The sequence below is a fragment of the Pseudoalteromonas rhizosphaerae genome (assembly GCF_902498845.1).
Lineage (GTDB): Bacteria > Pseudomonadota > Gammaproteobacteria > Enterobacterales > Alteromonadaceae > Pseudoalteromonas > Pseudoalteromonas rhizosphaerae.
Map to the genome: position 1 here is coordinate 12852 of NZ_CABVLM010000007.1, position 19429 is coordinate 32280.

Here is a 19429-nt window from a genome sequence, read left to right on the forward strand (position 1 = left end):
TTAAGTTACAACACTAAAAAAGCCCATCTAGATGGGCTTTGCTGTAGGTGCTTTACTTTTTGAATATGATAATTTTAACGACACCCTTGGCTATTAAAATCAACCACTAGACTTGCACCAGTACTATTGCCCGACACCTTTAAATAACCCCAATATTGGCTTTGATCACTAATATAAATACATTCGCTATTGCCGCTATTACTAGACTGAGCCTGTTCATTACTGCCATTTGGCCAGCTGCTGTTTGAATAACTTAGGCTGATGTCGCCACTGCCATTAGCGGTGGTTATCGCCACACCACTTTGACTTTGTACGTCAGCAATACTAAACCACATAGGATCGCTGTTACCCAAACAAATCACTTCACCGTCATTTAAACGGCCATTGCTACGACTACCTTGGGTAGCACATGCATCAGGTACATTACTGCTTGCTCCTGTGTATGAAGCGGTTAATTGCACATTATCAAACATGTTATAGCCACGAACCATTACTTGATAAACACCTGCTTGCGCAGGATTTATTACACATTGTTCACTATTACCACCGACATAAGGACGACAATCATAACTATCCATTGTTGGTGTAGCAGCATAACTCACATATAAATCAGCATCGCCCGTGCCACCACTTAAGCTAAACACTAAGTCGCTGGCACCTTGCGGTACATCAAAGCTGAAATACAACAGCTCATCTTGCTCGCCAGCAATAGTCATTGGTTGAGCGTTTATCAACTCGCCGTTACCAACGCTGCTATCCTCTTCAATACTAGCCAATGTTGATGCGGTTTGGCTGGCACCTTGGTTATCAACAACCGTTAACGATACGCTATATTGTCCTGATGTTGTATAAGTATGCACCGGGTTTGCTTGATTAGAACTACTGCCATCACCAAAGCTCCACTGATAACTAACAATTGAGCCGTCACTGTCAATACTGCCATTGCTCGTAAAATTGATCTCATTGTTTTGCATACCGGCATAAGGTCCATTGATGTATGCGATTGGTGGCGTATTAGTGGTTGTACCTGCAACTAAGTCATCACACCATTGTACAAACTCGTTTTCATAATTATTTGCCCACTGCACAGTTTTCGCTTTATAAGCACTCCAATTACCAATGCGTGTATCTGCAAGCATGGCATTAATTTCACTGTAATGGCGTTCGAACATAAAGCGCACAGCTAAGTAACCCCAGCGATAAATACGGTCTTGATCAAAACCGTCATAGTTAGTGGCAAATACTTGCGCTAAGGTATAACGCGAACCATCACTGATGGTATTTTTAGCGGCGTCATTGTTATCAAGATTAGCAACATATTCTGCAACGCCTTCTGACCACCACACGATATCTTCAGTTGGTGAATTAAAGTTTCCATATAAGTCAAAACGACCATCTAAGTAATGCACATATTCGTGCTCTAGATTCCACACGTAATGCTCAGCATTGGCGTAACTCGCCTCATAGGCAATAAAATTTGCTTGATTACCCACAACTGCGGGGTCACCTTCTAAATACATGCCGCCATTATTGGTGTTAATGCCAAAAATCGCACCTGCGTATTTACTATAATCATCGCTGCTATCAAATATATTTACTTGTAAAAAACTGTTGTTATCATCGGCAACTGGGGTGTTATTGGTGGCAAGTTTAGTGTGAAATAAACCTTCTTCTGCGCCCATTGCAGCACATGCAGCTGTATGTTGTGCTGCAGTCATATTTTGTGAGCGAATTTTAATAGTGCTACTACAGCTATAATTTTGCGAAAGCGCTTGCTGAGTAAGTTCATCAACAAATCCACAAATACCATAGTCATTACAATCAGCGTAATAACTGACAGAATCTGCCGCCGCAAGCCATACTGCATCACCATAGCCAAAGCTGTTATAAGTACTAAAAACCGCTTTTAAGCCAGTATCAACAGTAGCTTGAATAGCAGTGTCGGAATACTGCTTAAGGCGCGCAAGCTCACTGGCTGCATTAACAATTAAATATTGTGCGTCAGAGTCAATCATCCACTGCTTTTGGGTAAATGCATTCAGCTTAGTAACTAAATCAGTATCGCTAGCTACAGCTGTAACAAATGCATCATTCCACTGGCCGCGATAAAGTAAAGTAAAAATACCATTCACCGCACTGCGTATATTCCATTTTGCAGCATAGCTTTCGTTAAAACGCGTTAGCCACTGTTTCACCACATACAAGTAACGATGTTGCTGTTCAGCGCTGTCCATCGTAATGATCACTTCAGAAAGCGTTTTACCATGGCCGTCATTATCGTCATAAAAATGGCTGTTGTTTACAAAAGCATCTATCGCATCAATTACAGCAGGCGTAACCCAAGAGCTAAAGCTCACGTTGTCGTTGTAAAATTCCGCATAAAAACCAGCTCGTAAATATAGGAACAATGCCTCGAGTTCAATGTCACCACCGCCAGCATAAGTCTGTGAGAGTGACTTTGCATGATTAGCAACCGCATACATATTATCAGAACTAAATACTAGGCTCTGAGTTGATGCTGATGCACTAAATAGTTCATTAACACAGCCACTACCTTGATTTTTAAGCTCAGTAATAATGCTCGTTGAACTAGCATTAGCCAGTGCATTTAAATCGCAGCTGACTGTTGCAGCTTGGCTACGCATCATTAACATACTAAATTTTTGGGGTTGTGATTGCAGCTGTGCTATTGGTGCTTTTTCATTATGGCCGTGTTCAACGCCATGATGATGCACACGTTCAACAATCGCAGCTTGTGGCTTGAATACGCGCTGATGGGTCGTATTAGCAAGCGCCATAGAGCTTGCTCCTAGTAACGGTAACGCCAAAATCAATCTATTCATTTTCATAATTTACCTTTGATAAATTTTATTATTTCAATCCAGAACGGGTTATCGAGGACGTAATTTGCAACATATAATCGCCATTACATACAATATACTTTGCCTAAAACTAAAAAACTTTTAATTCATTAGTTGTAGCAAAATAGAAAACACCAGTACTTTATCATCAAAAAGGGTACATATGTAAAGATATAAATGATAAGGCGACTTTGTGAAAAATCACCCAAACAGTAACGTGTGAGTTAGTAAGCTAGCAGATATAAAAAAGCCAGTACTTTATTATTAATAACAACCACTTTCTAGTTCATTCTTGTTCCTAATACCTAATTACGTAACTTGCTATACACGCTACAATATAATTAACACTTTGATTTAGCGTGAAATATGGTAATTTATTAGTGAATCGCGTTCACTATCATGAGAAGTCGTATGACCCAAAAAAAACATTGGACATTAAAAAGCATCGCCAAAGAATTAGGCGTTTCTAACGCCACCGTTTCAAATGCATTTAATCGACCAGATCAACTATCAAAAAGTCGTCGCGAGTCTATTTTATTGGCGTGTAAAGAGCTTGGCTATTTTGGACCCAATAAAGCAGCGCAGTCATTACGCCGTGGTAAATTTAATATTGTTGCGCTGGTATTACCTGACAGTATTGAGTATATGGTGTCGGATCCTGTGGCCAGTAGTTTTATGCGTGGTGTGGCTTCTATCCTTGAAAAAAACAATATTAACTTATTATTATTTTCGGGAAATAGTCAAAACCTTAACAGCGTATTAGATTTTGTTGATGGCTTTATTTGTTATGGTCGTCCGCGCAATCAATCACTTGTAGATCAATTAAAAATTGTACCCAAACATGTGGTTACCGTTGATTTTGATATTGATCGTAATGCCTCAGTAAACATAGATAACGAACAAGCTAGTTATGAAGTGGCCAAACACGTATTAAAAAGCAGTGCTGATCAGGTCGCTATATTGGGACTGCGGTTATTAGATGAAAATGTATTGTGTCGTGTATATGAGCACCATGAATGCGAAGCCGGTCAATCAATTGCACATCAAAGATTACGAGGTTATCAAAAAGCATTAAGCGAAGTTAACATTACCTTAGGTGACGATAGAACTTGGAATATTCCAGAAAGTAGCGAACGTTATGCAAGCATCGCAGCAAAAGAAGCGCTCAACTGCATACCTAGACCCAATGTATTACTTTGTATGAGTGATCTTATTGCCCTCGCGGCAATTCGCGAAGCAGTTAAAATAGGTATAAAAATACCCCAAGAATTGCGAATTGTTGGATTTGATGGCATTGATGAAGCGCAGCGCTCTATGCCAACATTAACAACTATTCATCAAAATAGTGAAGAAAAAGGAGCATTAGCAGCTAATTTATTTATTAGCAAAAAAGAGCAAAAAGCACTTATCAACTACCAATTACAGTTAGGTCATAGTGGCTGATAAGTGACTGATTGTAAGGTTAACTTAGTTTAACAAATCATTTAGTGAGGTGAGTATTTGCTCATTCCCAGTGCGTTCAATTATTAACGCTTCGCGACGTGCAAAATTAACTTTTAGGACAATTTCACTGTCGTTTAATAGCCACTTTAAAGCACAACTATTGTCATCACCTTCAACACTAAACTCACCTGCAAAGGCACTGTGAGTATTACGTATCTCAATTAATTTTAGTAATCCCTGTACAACAGGCTTTGCAAGAGACTGCGCAATGATATCAGCATCTAAATATGGACGATTAATATCACGACCTACATTGGATTTTGCTAGTAACGCCATATCATTTTCAGCTGCGAATAAGCCACCGTAGTAAACTTGTGGTACGCCGGGTGCAAAAAATTGAATCGCGCGCGCAACTAAATAGTCAAAATCATTTGCGCCTAACGCATTGTAATAAGTGCAATTTACTTGGTACAAGTCGACATTACTGGCAGCAGCCCCAGTTGCTTGGCGGCTTTGGTTATTGCTATTTGCATGAATAGTTTCAACTAGATTATCAATTTGCGCTGCATTTAATAATCCTGGCTTATCACCCATTGGACCCGCATCTATAATGCCAATGCCATCGTGGGTATCGAGTACCGTTAGGCAGTTACGTGGTGAAATATTTAACCACTTTACAAGTGCATCACTATTATTGGTAAATAAGCTGTGCAAAATCAATGGTGGTAATGCGAAGTCATAAACCATATTGACCCGCTTTGCGACGTCAACTTGAGTTTGATAATGGCTGTGAATTTCAGCAATTGTTTCCATACCCAATGCATTAGCTTGCGCCGATAACTTATCTAAATAATCAAACGTTTCATCTAGCATAAAGCAGTTTGTGCCAGCTTGCTTAATCGCGTAACCCGCCGCATCTAAACGAATAATATTAACGTTATTAGCAGAGAACTTCGTTAATACATTATTTAAATACGCAACGCCCGCAGCAACTTTAACATTAATGTCAATTTGATTATCGGTAAACGTGGTCCAAAAATCATACGTTTGACCATCGCCACATGGCATTGGAGTAAAACAACTGCCAGGGCGCGGGCGATAAATCGCTTTTTGCTCGGCGTCACTCATACCATTTGGAAAGACATCTTCTTTAGTTAAAAATAAATCCCAAAACGATGATGCTTTACCTTTTGCTAGTACATCCTGAAACTGAAAAGATTGCGCCGATACGTGGTTCACAATCAAATCGGCCATCAGATCATAGTCTGTCCCTAACACTTGAATGTCTTGCCAAGTACCGATCCGTTCATCCACGGCACTATGATCAATAGGGTCAAAGCCTGCATCACTACCATCAATTGGATTATAGAATGGCAATAAGTGCACACCTCCAAACACGCCGTGTAATGGGCCATTTAAAAGTGTGGTCAATGCGTTAATATCTTGGCCAGTGATTCGATCAGCGTATGTGATCAATTGAACTTTATTCTTCATCATTGTGTGATTACCATGTTGAAACTTAATCGATTAAGATATATCTTTAACTAGCGAGTGAGAATTTACAAGTAATTTTTAATAATTTTACATACAAAAATCGTGGCTCACGTAATACTACAATAAGTAACTAACTGACTTACTGAGTGTTAACTGAGCATTTAACGAGGAAAAAAGTACATGACAAAATCACACACACACGTAAGCAGCGACCCGTTGCAACAAATACGCTGGCTTACATATATGATGTTTTTTATGTTTGCCATGACCTCTGATGCGGTAGGCATGATCATACCTGAACTTATTAAAGAGTTTGGTTTGAGCATGACTCAAGCAAGCGCGTTCCATTATGCACCTATGGCGCTAATTGCTTTTAGTGGATTGTTTTTAGGTTTTTTAGCAGACAGTTTAGGGCGTAAAACAACCATCATGCTAGGCCTTTTAATATTTTCGGCGAGCTGTTTTTTGTTTGCGTTTAGTACCAGCTTTACCTTCTTTTTATTGCTACTTTGCTGTATAGGCTTAGCCATTGGTTTATTTAAAACGGGTGCGCTTGCGTTACTTGGTGATATTTCACATAGTAACGAAGATCACACTAAAACGATGAATAAGGTAGAAGGCTTTTTTGGCATAGGCGCCATTGTAGGGCCAGCTCTAGTAGGCGTCTTACTAGTGCAAAATGTAAGCTGGACTTATCTGTACATTATTGCAGGTGTAATGTGTTTAATACTCGCTTTACTGGCGTGGCGTGCAGACTACCCGGCCGTTGTAAAAACCACAGCGAAGCCCACCTCGCTTGCCACCACCATGAAAATGATCAAAAATCCGTATGCGCTAGGTTTTTCTCTGGCAATTGCCCTTTACGTGGCCACGGAGGTTGCTATTTATGTATGGATGCCTACGCTGTTAAAAGATTACACTGGCTCTTGGCCACTACTTGCAACCTATGCATTGACAATATTTTTTGTACTGCGTGCCGCAGGGCGATTTATTGCCGTATGGTTACTAAACCGCTATAGCTGGCAAGGTGTTATGGCCTATTTAAGCTTAGGCATTGCGCTGTGTTATGTCGGTACATTATTCGGTGGCGTTGATTGGGCTGTGGGTTTATTGCCGCTTTCGGGGTTATTTATGTCGATGGTTTATCCGACTTTAAACTCTAAAGGTATATCCTGCTTTGCAGTGCAACAGCACGGTGCTGTGGCGGGCGTGATATTATTTTTTACCGCACTTTCGGCGGCTTTAGCACCCTTGTTCATGGGTATGATCAGCGATTACTTTGGCCATGTGCGTTACGGTTTTTATTTAGCTACGGGCTTTGCTGTCATTTTATTTTTAGCTATGCTGTTTAATTATTTTAAAGATCCATCAGCAACGGCTTTACAGCAAGATAACCCTGTAACTGAGTAAACCTATATTCTAAGACAATAAAAAATACTTTATAAATCAATGAATGAATAAAAAAAGAGCAAATTAAGCACAAAATAATTTGCTTCTTGTAAAATATTTGTTATTTTTACTTAATCGATTAAGTAAAAATACAAATCCAATTGGGTTCAACACAACGAGGCGTAACCATGACAACACACAACACACCTTTATATTTAATCAGTGCATTAGCACTTGCCGTAAGCCAAGGCGTACATGCGCAACAACAAGATCAAAATTCTCAAGTACAAGCTAACAAAGGTCTTGAAACAATCGTTGTAACTGGTGTACCACGTCGTACAACGATTATGGCATCAAGCGTATCAGTCAGTAGCTTGTCGCTTGAACAGGTTGAAGTGTCTACACCTCGCTCAACCGCTGAGGCGTTTAGAATCATTCCGGGTATTCGCGCAGAATCGACCGGTGGTGAAGGTAACGCAAACATTGCTGTGCGTGGTTTACCTGTGGCATCTGGCGGTGCGAAATTTTTACAATTACAAGAAGACGGTTTACCTGTACTGCAATACGGTGATATCGCTTTTGGTAACGCTGATATTTTTATGCGCTTAGATAATACCGTACAAACAATCGAATCAATTCGTGGCGGCTCAGCATCGACGGCTGCAAGTAATGCACCTGGTGGCATTATTAACTTTATTTCTAAAAATGGTGAAAACGAATCAGGCAGCGTATCAACTACTCTGGGCCTCGATTACGATAGCGTTCGTACAGACTTTGAATACGGTACTTACTTAAGCGATAGCGTACGTTTTCATGTCGGTGGCTTTGTTCGCCAAGGTGAAGGTCCACGCGAAACAGGTTACACATCAAATAAAGGCGGACAAATTAAAGCCAACCTAACCAAAGATTTTGAAAACGGCTATGTTCGAATTTATTACAAGCATTTAGATGATAAAAGCGTAGGTTACTTACCGATGCCAATGTATGCAAATGGTGATTCTATCCCAGGGTTTGACGCACAATCGGATACACCACACTCGGCATTATTTACAAAAACAGTGCGTCTAAACGGCGAAAACCAAATTAGCAGTGGCGATATTCGCGACGGTATGAACCCTAACGTTGACTCAATTGGCTTTGAAGCAGTATTTGACTTAGATAATGATTGGCGTATCGAGAACCGTTTTCGTAAATCAGCTGTAAGCGGTAACTTTAATTCATTAATTCCTGCACAAGTAGGCAGTGCAACGTCGATTGCAGAAAGTATTGGCGGCGCAGGTGCAACACTCAGCAATGCAAATACTGGGGCTGCATTTAATGACGATTTAGCAATGCGTATTCATACGTTTGACGTGACACTAAACGACTTTGACTCTATTGTTAACGACTTTAAACTGACTAAATCGCTCGATGACGACACCAGCATTACTTTTGGTTACTACGCATCAACGCAAAACATTGCCATGTCGTGGTTATGGAACTCTTATCTAATGGAGCTTAAGGGTGATAATGCTGCCTTACTAAATGTTACCGCTGCCGATGGCACTGCATTTTCTGATAACGGTTTGTACGCTTACGGCACTCCTTTTTGGGGAAGTGACTGTTGTCAGCGTGATTACGACACAGAATACGATACTCGCGCCCCGTACGTTGCATTTTCTACAAAACTTGGCGATGTAAGTATTGATGCAAGTGCCCGTTACGATAGTGGCGAAGCTCGCGGTAATTACGCAGGAGCAGTAACCTCTACAGTTGATATGAATCGTGATGGTGAAATATCCGTTCCTGAACAAAATGTTGCAGGCATTGATATTACTAATGCCAGCCCAGTTAACTACGACTGGAACTACACATCTTATTCAATAGGTGCTAACTATCAAATTGACCCAAGTCTGGCGACATTTGCTCGTATCAGTAAAGGCGGACGAGCGAATGCTGACCGACTTTTATTTGGTAAAGTACGTGCAGATGGCTCTGTTGCGAAAGAAGATGCTGTAGATGAAGTTAATCAATATGAGTTTGGGGTTAAAAAACGTTTTGATTCCTTCTCTGTATTTGCAACTGCTTTTTATGCAGAAACTGAAGAGCAAAATTTTGAAGCTACATCACAAACCTTTTTCGACCGTGAATACGAAGCCAAAGGGATTGAGATTGAATCAACGTACTTTATCGATGCGTGGGATTTTCGCGGTAACTTAACTTGGACCGATGCTGAAATCGTTAAAGATGCACTAACACCGGAAGTGGAAGGTAATACGCCTCGACGCCAAGCAGATTTAATTTACTCACTAATGGCGCGTTATAGCTACGAGAAAGGTGCAGCTGGTGTAAGCTTTATTGGTACTACCGATGCATACGCTCAAGACAACAACGACCTTAAATTTGATGGTTACACCCAAGTAAATGGCTTTGTAAGCTACGATTTATCTGAAAACCTTAGTATCGCGCTTAATGTAAATAACCTATTTGATACAGTCGGTATTACAGAAGCCGAAGAAGGTTCTATTCCAGATAATAATATTATTCGTGCCCGCACTATTAACGGCCGTACAACGTCACTAACACTTAAATACCTATTTAATTAACCGAGCTTTAGTATTTTTAAGCGCTGAATAATGTATTTTCAGCGCTTGATCTCCTAACATCTATTTATCTTGAAAGACTCTCCCACTACTTTTGACCTAGCCTCGGCTAGGTTTTTTAGGATTTACAACATGACCAAACTACTTAGCCTTGGCGAGCTGCTTATTGATATGCTGCCGCAAGATTCTCAAAACAGTGCTTATTTACCCATTGCTGGCGGCGCTCCTGCCAATGTAGCGGTAGGTTATGCCAAACTGGGCGGCAAAGCGGCGTTTTGTGGCGGTATGGGCGATGACTATTTTGCTAAACAATTAAGTAATGCGCTTGCACAATACAATGTCAGCACTGAGTACTTATTTACAATCAAAGATTCCCAAACGGCAATGGTTATTGTCAGCTTAGATGAAACCGGTGAGCGCAGTTTTAACTTTTATCGCCACAATACCGCTGACTTACTGTTAACTTGTGAGCACTTAGCACACATTAATTGGGAAGATTTAAGCACACTGCACTTTTGCTCAAATACGCTGACAGCTAAAGCCATTGCAAGCACCACGATCAATGCTTTAAAGCTGGCTAAAAATAACCATAAGCTAGTCAGCTTTGATGTGAACTTACGCTATAGCTTATGGCAAAATAGCAATGACATTGAGCAAAATGTACACGCGTGTTACGCCTATTGCGATATAGTTAAGCTATCGCGGGATGAGCTAAACTTTTTAGCTGAGCAAACACAGCAAACACCTGATGATTACTTGCAATCGATTCTAGATACGGATGTTAGTTTGGTGTTTTTAACTGATGGTCCCGCGCCTGCAACCGTTTACCATAACGCATTTGCATTTACTGAAGCTGCACCAACTATTACTGCGGTTGATACTACCAGTGCGGGTGATGCGTTTATTGCCGGGGTTTTGCATTACTTAAATCATAATGATGAAAATATATTGCTCACTGATAAACTCAACAATCAGCAAATAGTAAAACGCGCTTTAAATTTCGGCCTTCGCTGTGGTTCAAAAGCCTGTTTAGCCAAGGGGGCATTTCCCGCATTACCAATGTTAGTTGATGTAATTTAAAAGATTAAAGCCCATGTTAATGCCAGTTAATGAGACTGGCATTAAACGATAACAGCGCTTGGTATTTACAGTATTTTATAAATACCCTACTCTTCTAGCCACTCAATTGCAGCAGTCGCATTTTCAAAATAGGCCATTTCACCTGATACAACGCGGTTTCCTATTTTAGCAATATTGGACTGCCATTTTTTATTGCCATAAATAGCAACTTTTTTCAGCTCTTTATTGTGTTTTATACCTAACTTTAAATCATCCCATGCGGCTCTAAAGCTACCGCCCTGAAACTCGATACTATCAATGAGTACATTTATTATTGGCTGTTTTACTTGCGATAAGGCTGAATCAATCATCGGGGGGATGGTTTTATAATCTTCGTGAGTAAGCTTGCCAACCGCTTTTAAGGTTAAGAAAAACTCACGGCCTGCGCCTTCAATATCAATAGATAAACCATGGTTTAAATGTGTCATAACTTAGTCTCATTTATACGTTAAGGTTTGAGAATACGTTAAGTTAGATTAATAAATTATGAAGCAAATCAAAATACAGCAGGAAAAGTAAAAAATGAGCATTTGCTCACTTTTTTATATAAGCTTTAAGGGTTTTCCAAGCGATGAATTTGCTTACCTACATCCGTTAAATGAGCTGTTTTAAGCCAAACTTTTGCGCCTTCACTGCCTGCTTTTGCTTTGATTTCGCTGTTAGTCGGCACTCTTAACCAGCTGTGTTTTACAAGTGTATCGCCCTGCTCTTCAAGTGAACCTTCAAGTACTAAAAGCTCAGCCCCACCGGGTGCATTTATCGCTATCTCGGCGTTCGCTTTAAAATGCATTAAACTCACCTCTTCAAAGGCGTCTTTATAAAGAGGAGCTACATTTACATCACTAAACTCAGCGTGAGGAACACCTTGCATGGTATTAGTTTGTAAACGTACATGCTCTCTGTCCTCTGGCTGAAACTGCCATAATTTTACAAATATAACGCAGCCGCTTTCGGAGCCTGGAGTATGCTTTGATTCGGGCGGATTACGAATATAAGAACCCTTGGGGAAATCACCATGTTCATCTTGAAAAACACCTTCAAGCACAATAAATTCTTCACCGCCGGTATGTGTATGGGCAGAAAAATGGCTATTTGGCGCATAACGTACAATGCTGGTTGCACGTGCAACCTCATCGCCTACTCTATCAAGTGGACGCCTATCAACACCCGCCATCGGTGACGCTATCCACTCGAGTGATTCACTGTGCACGACAACACGTTTGCTAAAGTCTGCTGCAATTTTCATATTTGCCTCCAAATTATAAATCTATTTAGCAATACTTGGACGCTGCGCGACCTTTTGTTGCCATGCAATTAAATGTGATAGCTCACTTGGAATAACAATTTGTGCAAAGCCTGCAAACACCAGGCCGGCGTACAAAGTAATATCTGCTACAGTAAATTGCTCACCAGCAACATAAGCAGAGTTTGCTAATACCGTATTAAAATAAACAAAACCTTGGTGCGCTTTTTCACCTTGCTTTGCTCCCCAAGCAACATTTTGATAGGTTTCAAGCGCTGGGCCTAAACCATCCGTTGCGTGATGAAAGTAACTGGCTACCGCATCGAGTACCATTGACTCCGCACGTTTTTGCATCATATTAATAACCGCACGCTCTTTCGCCTCAATACCCGTTAATGACAGGCCAGCAAAAGCACTATCAATGTATTCAGTAATCGCGGTGCATTCTGCTATATATGTCCCGTCATCTAGCTCTAAAACAGGCACGCCTGCTAAGGGGTTTTTAGCTAAAAAGGCTTCAGTACGATGCTCACCGTTTAATAAATCAACAGCAACAAATTCTACTTTGTCAGTCGCATTTTTTTCAGCAAGTGCAATACGTACACGTAATGGATTAGGAAAGTTTTCTACGTCATAAATTTTCATAATTATCTCTTTATATTTTTAACCACAGTTTGAACTATTATTGGCAAGATCAAATAACCTACCTACTGATAGGTAATTTATATTAAGATCTCGATCTTTGCAAACTAAAAATATAAGAGCTTGAAAATAACTACCTACTGGTTGATAATTTTTTGCAACGATATGAAGGAAATTTTAAAATGACAAAAAAAGCAGCCCTGTTAAAAGCAGCAGAAAATAAGGTTAGACTTGGTGGCTATAGCAATTTTAGCTTTAGAGAGTTGGCGAATGAAATTGGTATTAAAAGTGCGAGTGTGCATTATCATTTTCCAACCAAAGCTGATTTAGGTGCTGAACTCGCGCATCAATATACGGATGCCTTTATCGCTGTGCTTGGCGAACCGGAGGCACACAAAGCAAACGGTAAAAACCCTATTGATATTTACACGCAATTATTTACAAACGCGTTAGTTATAGATAAAAAGATGTGTTTATGTGGCTTACTTGGCGCACAAAGTGACAGTCTTCCTAATAAAGTGCGCGATGAAGTAAAACGCTTTTTCATTAAAAACTTAGCCTGGTTAACTCAAGCACATAAAATAAATGGAGAGCTTAATCCTGAACGTGCCGCGATTAAAACAGTGAGTTTATTAGAGGGCGCGATGATGATCAGTAACACCCTTGACGATATTAGTTACTTTGAACAAGCCATTTTCTAACAGGCATTACGTCACTTTAGAACTATAAAAAAAGCGAGCTTTACAGCTCGCTTGTTACGTCATTAATACACTGCAGTGTATTAATTTACACGCACTTTATGTTTTGAATGTACTATAGCTAGTGCAATAAATCCTACCACAGCAACCACAACACCAATTGGTTTGCCCATATCACTTGATAAGTTAAGGCCAATTGCAGCGGTCATGATGTACGATAACGTAACGGCTGTAGCTATTACTGCAGGAATACTCGCAATCCAATGGAATGTTCCACGGTCAAATAAGTACTTAGTCGCAAGCCATAACACACTCGTAGAAAGCAGCATGTTTGAAAATGCGAAGTAGCGCCAAATAACAGAGAAATCGAGTTTTGTCATAAAGTATGCGATTGCTAAAATTGGCACCGCAAGCAATAAACGATTACGCAAACTTTGCGGAATATTAAACGCATCAACCACGGTTAAGCGCAGTGAACGAAACGCCGTATCACCTGAGGTAATTGGGAATACTGCTACTGCAATAATCGCCATAATTCCACCAAACACACCTAAATAACTGTTTGCTATATGATTAACCACTAAACCTGGGCCGCCTAAATCAAGCATTGCTTTTAAACCTGCATAGCCTTCTGGGAACGCAGCAATACCAGCCAGTGCCCATACACAGCCGACAATGCCTTCACACATCATTGCGCCGTAATAAACTGGACGAACGTATTTTTCGTTAGTTAAGCAACGTGCAATAATTGGTGCTTGCGTAGAGTGAAAACCACTAATCGCACCACAGGTTATGGTAATAAACAATAATGGCCAAGTAGGTAATCCATCTGGATTTGGAGTTAAAAAGTCGTGGGCATGATCAGCTTCAAAATACGCTAAAAAATCACCTGCTACTGGTAAATGCGGCGCATTAATTAACAGTGATACAGCAATTGCAACTGTCATCACAATCATTAATAAACCAAAAACAGGGTAAAATTTAGTAATGATTTTATCAATTGGCAGTAAAGTAGCTAAAAAATAATAGGCCAAAATTGCCAAAACCCAAAAGGTATTATTGGCAAATATAGTATCTTTAAATACGTCTAAGTTACTTAATAATCCAGCGGGGCTCATTATGAATACCACGCCGACAAAAAACAGTAACATCGCCGTAAATATTAACATAAAGCCTTTAAATACAACGTTATAATATTTACCTGCAATTTCTGGTAAGCTTTTGCCATCCTCTTTGATACTCATAACACCTGAGTAAAAGTCGTGTACAGCTCCACCTAATACATTACCGAGTACGATCCAGACCAAAGCAATTGGTCCATATAGAGCACCTAGAATAGGGCCAAATATTGGGCCTACCCCTGCAATATTTAAAAACTGAATTAAAAACGCACGAACAGGATGAATTGCAACATAGTCAACACCTTCGCTAAAGCGTTTTTGTGGTGTATCAATGGTGGCGTCCATACCAGCTTGTTTTTCTACAAAGGGACTGTAGAACTTGTAACCTAATATTAAAATAGTCAGGCAGATAAAAAAGATGATCATAAGCACGTTTCTCTTTTTGTATTTGTATTATAGAGCGCGTTGTCAGTCGCCCCGAATTTCAAAATATGGGTAATCGTTGAACGTTAGCAGAGCCTGTTAAAATCCACAATACGACTATCTGATAATATTATTAGATGTTTGAAGTGCCGAGTTTAACTATCAGGAACAATATAGTAGGCAATAAAAAAGCGGTTAATAAAACCGCTTTCTAAATAGCAGCTGGATCACACAGGATCCATAAACTCATTAATTTGTTGATGGCTTAAAATTGGCGTAGCCCCTTGGCTTTCTGCAACCATAGCCCCTACAGCACATGCAAAGTCAACGCTATGTTGAGGATCATTACTACTACACAGTTGATATATAAGCGCACCTAAAAATGAATCCCCAGCACCTACAGTATCAACCACATTGATTAAATAGCCAGAGTTGTAGTAATTGACCCCTTTAATCGTAAGTAAAGCACCGTGGCTGCCTTTTGTGACACACAAATAATCAGTGTTGGTGTGCTCAGCAATATACGCGAGATTTTGTTCAAGTGAGTGATACTTACAGCCCATAGCTTTTGCAATTTCATAAAGCTCATCATCATTGAGTTTTATGAAGTCAGCTTTATTCATCAATTCAATTAACGTATCGAGTTTATAGTACGGTGCCCGTAAATTAACATCAAAGACTTTGAAATTTGCCACTTCAAGCAATTGCTGCAAAGTAGCCAAAGAAGGTGCACTGCGACCAATTAAACTACCGAATACAAATACATCATCGGTAGACACTTTATTGACTAATGTATTAGTCAAAGCGATGTTATCCCATGCAGTATCAGCAATAATGGTATAACTTGCACTACCGCTATTATCGAGTGCCACTTCAACAGTACTTGTCGGTTTGCTGTTTGTTGCGATGTAGTTACAACTAACGCCCCTAGCGGCTATTTCACCGAGTAATTCACGGCCAAGCTCATCATTACCTACCGCGCTTATCATATCCGCTTTAATACCCAGTGCGTTTATGCGAACACACATGTTTAAAGGCGCACCACCTAATCGCTTACCTGAGTCAAAGCAATCCCATAAAACTTCACCAAAACAGCTAATAGTTAAATCGCTGGCTACTTTTTTATTTATTAATACACTCATTTTTATTTACCCTTTTTAGCTAAGGTTGCAGCCATTACATCTTTTATTTGGCTCTGGGGTGCATAAATTGCAGCTATTGCATGAGTATACTGGCTGATAAACTCTTCATTATCGGCTAAGTCACCAAAAAGACTTTCAAGTTCAATAAATGACGTCGGCTTTATTGTCGTTAACTTAGCCGCGGTGCTTAACTCTTGAGCCATATCATCATGAATTTCAAGTGTTTCACCTTGTTGATTTACACCCTTATCACTGTATAGGCACCAACTTGCAATTACCAATGTGGCCAATGCAATATCTCGTTCTTGAATAAGATTGTCACTGATAGTTGCGATTAAAAATTTAGGTAATTTTGCTGAACTTTGTGAGCAAATACGCGCAAGACTATCTTTAATATTTGGGTTAGCAAAACGCTCGATTAAAGTATCTTTGTAGCTATCAAGATCAATACCAGGAAGTTCATCCAACAGAGGTGTTACTTCTAAGTCCATAAATGAACGAAGATATTTAGCGAATAATGGATCGGATACCGTTTCATCAATAGTACTGTAGCCATGAAGTTCACCTAACAAGCCTAGCACTGAATGACCTGCATTTAATAAGCGAATTTTCATTTTTTCATAAGGTGTTACATCGCTAACAAACTGCGCACCAACTTTATCCCAATTAGGGCGACCATTACTAAACGAATCTTCAATAACCCATTGAGTAAAAGACTCACATGTAATTGGCCAGCCGTCAGTTACACCGTAAGCTTGGCTCACATAATCAATATCAGACTGTTTTGAAATAGGCGTAATACGGTCAACCATTCCATTAGGAAATGCAACATGTTGCTCAATCCAATGCGCTAATTCCGCATCTTGTTTAAAAGCAAAAGCTAATAACATTTTTCGCGTAACGTGTCCGTTATGTTGAATGTTATCGCACGATTGCACTGTAAATGCCGCAAGGCCTTGCTCTTTGCGTAGTTTAAGCGCCGCAGTTATATAACCAAAAGCAGTAATTGGTTCTGATGGATTAGCAATATCATGCATAATATCGGGGTTAGTATAATCAAACTCCCCAGTAGCGGGGTGAAAATTATAACCCCCTTCCGTAATGGTCAACGAGACAATTTTTGTATCTGGGTGAGCCATTTTATCAATAACCGCTTGTTTGCTTTCAGGTGCAAACAAGAACTCCACCATTGAACCTATAACCGTGTTTTCAACACGCCCATTTGGATGCCTAATAGTGAGTGTATAAAGGTTGTCCTGTTTGGCCAGAACATCTCGCAAACCACGGTTTGCTTCTAATAAGCCAATGCCACAAATTCCCCACTGTTCGTTCCCTGGAGTTTTAAGTAACTCATTTATATAAGCTGCTTGGTGCGCGCGGTGAAAGCCGCCCACACCTATGTGTACAATACCTGCTTTAACTTTGCTACGATCGTAAGTAGGAACATCAACAATACTCGATACTGAAGCAATATTGTGCTGATTTAGCTCAGTAGTATGAGCTTGTGTGTGTTTTAATTTGGTCATATCGTTGCCTTACTAAACAGATTTACGATGAGGTATTCAATGCTTTATGGCGCTTGAGCGACCAGTAAGCAGTTGCAAAATAAAGAAGCGTACAAATGAAGCACACTATTTCAAACAGTGATTTGTTATTTTTATAAATGCTCATAGTGTCGCTAAAAAACATCACTTGACTGGCAAAAATAAAAATAGTGATTAATGATAGTGTTGATATCGCATTTAATACTTTCGTAAACACTGATGAGTCAATAACAACAGGTGAAAGGTTTTTAGCCGCTTCTTGCTGATACGCCTTAATTGCTTTTAATTCTTGTTCATCTGCAATAATTGCATCGCTGTAATCTTCATCAGCACCATATTTTTTAGCTAAAGCGGTGTATATAACGATGGTAAAAAACCAAGTAGGAATAAATAAATAATAAAACGACATCACATCAAGTGCATTTAAACCAAAACCAAATACCAATGCCGCAGCCCAAGAAGCGATGGCAGGTACACTGCGGGTAATATTTTTATATTTAGCCCAGTAACGTGTTAAGCCAATTTTAGGAAATAACACATGCTCGGCAAATACAATGCCGCCCACTGGCACAACTAATAAACCAGCGTAGGTAAGTAGCGGTAGCATTTGTGAAAATACAAAAGGAAAACACGCGATGATCACGGTGACCACGCCTACAATCGCGGTTGTGCGTTCACGTGATTGATTAACAAATATAGATTGAGCAGCTAAACCAGCACGGTAAAGGTTTGCGTTAGCGGTTGTCCAACCAGCAATAATGACGATAACAAAACCAGTCCAACCTAATGCATGGTATGCAACATCGCCCGGATCCAGTGATGAAATCGTTGTTTTTAGTAATACCGCAACACCTGCGCCCATAATACCCGCAGAGATCCACGCTAAGTAATGACCAAAAAACATGCCCACGCCAGAGAACAAACCATAGCTTTTGCGTTTCGCAAATCTAAAAATAGCCATGTCGATTAAACCAAAGTGGGTAATTGAATTAGCAGCCCATGCAAAGCCAATAACTTCTAACAGACCAATACCTTTTTCACCAGCAGCATTTGTTCCTGTCCAAATTGAAGCGTCGCCTATCGCAATGAAGTCACTAAACCCTGATAATGTGGACGAGCCCAACACGTGGTTTGATAACTCGGGAAAAAGTACAAACGAGCCACCAACAAAAATAACAAATAACCACGGCGCACATAGTTTTGAAAAGTCAGCAACCGTAGAAAAACCATACATAGCAACAAATACAACAATCGAACCAACAGCTAAAACAATGGCTACAAACGACAAGCTATTTGGATACCAGTCAAGCTGTGCGGGTATATCAAACAAAAAACGCACCGCGGTGGAAGATACCGTGATCATCGCCGCTGATATCACACTAAAAATAACCACGTTAGCCCAGTTATAGAGCTTGGTCATTGAGTTACCAGCAATTTTGTTTAAGTAGTTATATAAACTCAAGCGAGTTTCTACTGCAATCGGTGCAGTGATCAACCACCAAGAACACATGGCAAGTAAATTACCAATTAGTAAACCGAGTAATATATCAATTGTTGAGGCACCCAGAGCCACAAAGGTTGCACCTATTACAAACTCAGTTGCTGCAACATGCTCACCGGCATATAGCCCGGCAAAATGCTTCCAGCCATGAAGCTTATGTTGAGCAACCGGTAGCTGCTCCTCATTTACCTCACTAAAATTAGGTGTGTTTTGATGTGTTGTCATTA

General features: G+C 40.0%; 14 protein-coding genes. 5 read left to right on the forward strand and 9 right to left on the reverse strand.

The genetic code is table 11. From position 1 onward, the window contains the following. Positions 1–74: 74 nt before the first annotated feature. Complete coding sequence (locus PSR9079_RS11980) at positions 75–2849, reverse strand: collagenase (RefSeq protein ID WP_179959179.1); 2775 nt, start codon at positions 2847–2849, stop codon at positions 75–77. A gap of 423 nt (positions 2850–3272) precedes the next feature. Here PSR9079_RS11980 and PSR9079_RS11985 point away from each other — a divergent pair, with 423 nt between their 5' ends. Next, positions 3273–4304 (forward strand): LacI family DNA-binding transcriptional regulator, encoded by a 1032-nt coding sequence (locus PSR9079_RS11985; protein WP_149981804.1) that lies wholly within the window; start codon positions 3273–3275, stop codon positions 4302–4304. Between the two features lie 24 nt (positions 4305–4328). Here the strand turns inward: PSR9079_RS11985 and gtfA are convergent, their stop codons facing one another. Continuing rightward, complete coding sequence (gene gtfA / locus PSR9079_RS11990; protein WP_149981805.1) at positions 4329–5801, reverse strand: sucrose phosphorylase; 1473 nt, start codon at positions 5799–5801, stop codon at positions 4329–4331. Between the two features lie 177 nt (positions 5802–5978). Between gtfA and PSR9079_RS11995 the strand changes: the two genes are divergently transcribed. From PSR9079_RS11995 to PSR9079_RS12005, 3 genes are all read left to right on the forward strand, one after another. Continuing rightward, a complete protein-coding gene (locus PSR9079_RS11995) occupies positions 5979–7208 on the forward strand; it encodes an MFS transporter (RefSeq protein WP_149981806.1) in 1230 nt (409 codons plus the stop codon). 167 nt (positions 7209–7375) lie between these two features. Beyond that, positions 7376–9772 carry a TonB-dependent receptor domain-containing protein gene (locus tag PSR9079_RS12000; protein ID WP_149981807.1) on the forward strand — a complete coding sequence of 799 codons (2397 nt, stop codon included), beginning with the start codon at positions 7376–7378 and terminating at the stop codon, positions 9770–9772. Between the two features lie 129 nt (positions 9773–9901). After that, positions 9902–10849: a carbohydrate kinase family protein gene (locus tag PSR9079_RS12005; protein ID WP_149981808.1), complete on the forward strand. Its 948-nt coding sequence runs from the start codon at positions 9902–9904 to the stop codon at positions 10847–10849. A gap of 86 nt (positions 10850–10935) precedes the next feature. Here PSR9079_RS12005 and PSR9079_RS12010 read toward each other — a convergent pair whose 3' ends face one another. From PSR9079_RS12010 to PSR9079_RS12020, 3 genes are all read right to left on the reverse strand, one after another. Further along, positions 10936–11316 carry a SpoIIAA family protein gene (locus tag PSR9079_RS12010; protein WP_149981809.1) on the reverse strand — a complete coding sequence of 127 codons (381 nt, stop codon included), beginning with the start codon at positions 11314–11316 and terminating at the stop codon, positions 10936–10938. Between the two features lie 125 nt (positions 11317–11441). Beyond that, positions 11442–12134, reverse strand: a complete 693-nt coding sequence (locus PSR9079_RS12015; protein WP_149981810.1) for a cupin domain-containing protein — start codon at positions 12132–12134, stop codon at positions 11442–11444. A gap of 21 nt (positions 12135–12155) precedes the next feature. After that, a complete protein-coding gene (locus PSR9079_RS12020; protein ID WP_149981811.1) occupies positions 12156–12776 on the reverse strand; it encodes a glutathione S-transferase family protein in 621 nt (206 codons plus the stop codon). A gap of 179 nt (positions 12777–12955) precedes the next feature. On the opposite strand from PSR9079_RS12020, the gene PSR9079_RS12025 reads away from it, so the two are divergent. Continuing rightward, entirely contained in the window at positions 12956–13474 is a 519-nt protein-coding gene (locus PSR9079_RS12025) for a TetR/AcrR family transcriptional regulator (protein WP_149981812.1), read from the forward strand. A gap of 80 nt (positions 13475–13554) precedes the next feature. Here the strand turns inward: PSR9079_RS12025 and PSR9079_RS12030 are convergent, their stop codons facing one another. From PSR9079_RS12030 to PSR9079_RS12045, 4 genes are all read right to left on the reverse strand, one after another. Beyond that, complete coding sequence (locus tag PSR9079_RS12030) at positions 13555–15018, reverse strand: carbon starvation CstA family protein (protein WP_149981813.1); 1464 nt, start codon at positions 15016–15018, stop codon at positions 13555–13557. Between the two features lie 224 nt (positions 15019–15242). Further along, complete coding sequence (locus tag PSR9079_RS12035) at positions 15243–16157, reverse strand: carbohydrate kinase family protein (protein ID WP_149981814.1); 915 nt, start codon at positions 16155–16157, stop codon at positions 15243–15245. 2 nt (positions 16158–16159) lie between these two features. Continuing rightward, positions 16160–17683, reverse strand: coding sequence for a mannitol dehydrogenase family protein (locus PSR9079_RS12040; protein WP_149981815.1), 1524 nt, complete (start codon positions 17681–17683; stop codon positions 16160–16162). Between the two features lie 22 nt (positions 17684–17705). Next, positions 17706–19427 carry a purine-cytosine permease family protein gene (locus PSR9079_RS12045; protein WP_149981816.1) on the reverse strand — a complete coding sequence of 574 codons (1722 nt, stop codon included), beginning with the start codon at positions 19425–19427 and terminating at the stop codon, positions 17706–17708. Between the last annotated feature and the right edge of the window lie 2 nt (positions 19428–19429).

What these genes read in the sequence shown, in the direction of transcription:
- PSR9079_RS11980 (WP_179959179.1), bottom strand. Translation starts at nt 2,849, where the DNA reads ATGAAAATGAATAGATTGATTTTGGCGTTACCGTTACTAGGAGCAAGC.
- PSR9079_RS11985 (WP_149981804.1), top strand. Translation starts at nt 3,273, where the DNA reads ATGACCCAAAAAAAACATTGGACATTAAAAAGCATCGCCAAAGAATTA.
- gtfA (WP_149981805.1), bottom strand. Translation starts at nt 5,801, where the DNA reads ATGATGAAGAATAAAGTTCAATTGATCACATACGCTGATCGAATCACT.
- PSR9079_RS11995 (WP_149981806.1), top strand. Translation starts at nt 5,979, where the DNA reads ATGACAAAATCACACACACACGTAAGCAGCGACCCGTTGCAACAAATA.
- PSR9079_RS12000 (WP_149981807.1), top strand. Translation starts at nt 7,376, where the DNA reads ATGACAACACACAACACACCTTTATATTTAATCAGTGCATTAGCACTT.
- PSR9079_RS12005 (WP_149981808.1), top strand. Translation starts at nt 9,902, where the DNA reads ATGACCAAACTACTTAGCCTTGGCGAGCTGCTTATTGATATGCTGCCG.
- PSR9079_RS12010 (WP_149981809.1), bottom strand. Translation starts at nt 11,316, where the DNA reads ATGACACATTTAAACCATGGTTTATCTATTGATATTGAAGGCGCAGGC.
- PSR9079_RS12015 (WP_149981810.1), bottom strand. Translation starts at nt 12,134, where the DNA reads ATGAAAATTGCAGCAGACTTTAGCAAACGTGTTGTCGTGCACAGTGAA.
- PSR9079_RS12020 (WP_149981811.1), bottom strand. Translation starts at nt 12,776, where the DNA reads ATGAAAATTTATGACGTAGAAAACTTTCCTAATCCATTACGTGTACGT.
- PSR9079_RS12025 (WP_149981812.1), top strand. Translation starts at nt 12,956, where the DNA reads ATGACAAAAAAAGCAGCCCTGTTAAAAGCAGCAGAAAATAAGGTTAGA.
- PSR9079_RS12030 (WP_149981813.1), bottom strand. Translation starts at nt 15,018, where the DNA reads ATGATCATCTTTTTTATCTGCCTGACTATTTTAATATTAGGTTACAAG.
- PSR9079_RS12035 (WP_149981814.1), bottom strand. Translation starts at nt 16,157, where the DNA reads ATGAGTGTATTAATAAATAAAAAAGTAGCCAGCGATTTAACTATTAGC.
- PSR9079_RS12040 (WP_149981815.1), bottom strand. Translation starts at nt 17,683, where the DNA reads ATGACCAAATTAAAACACACACAAGCTCATACTACTGAGCTAAATCAG.
- PSR9079_RS12045 (WP_149981816.1), bottom strand. Translation starts at nt 19,427, where the DNA reads ATGACAACACATCAAAACACACCTAATTTTAGTGAGGTAAATGAGGAG.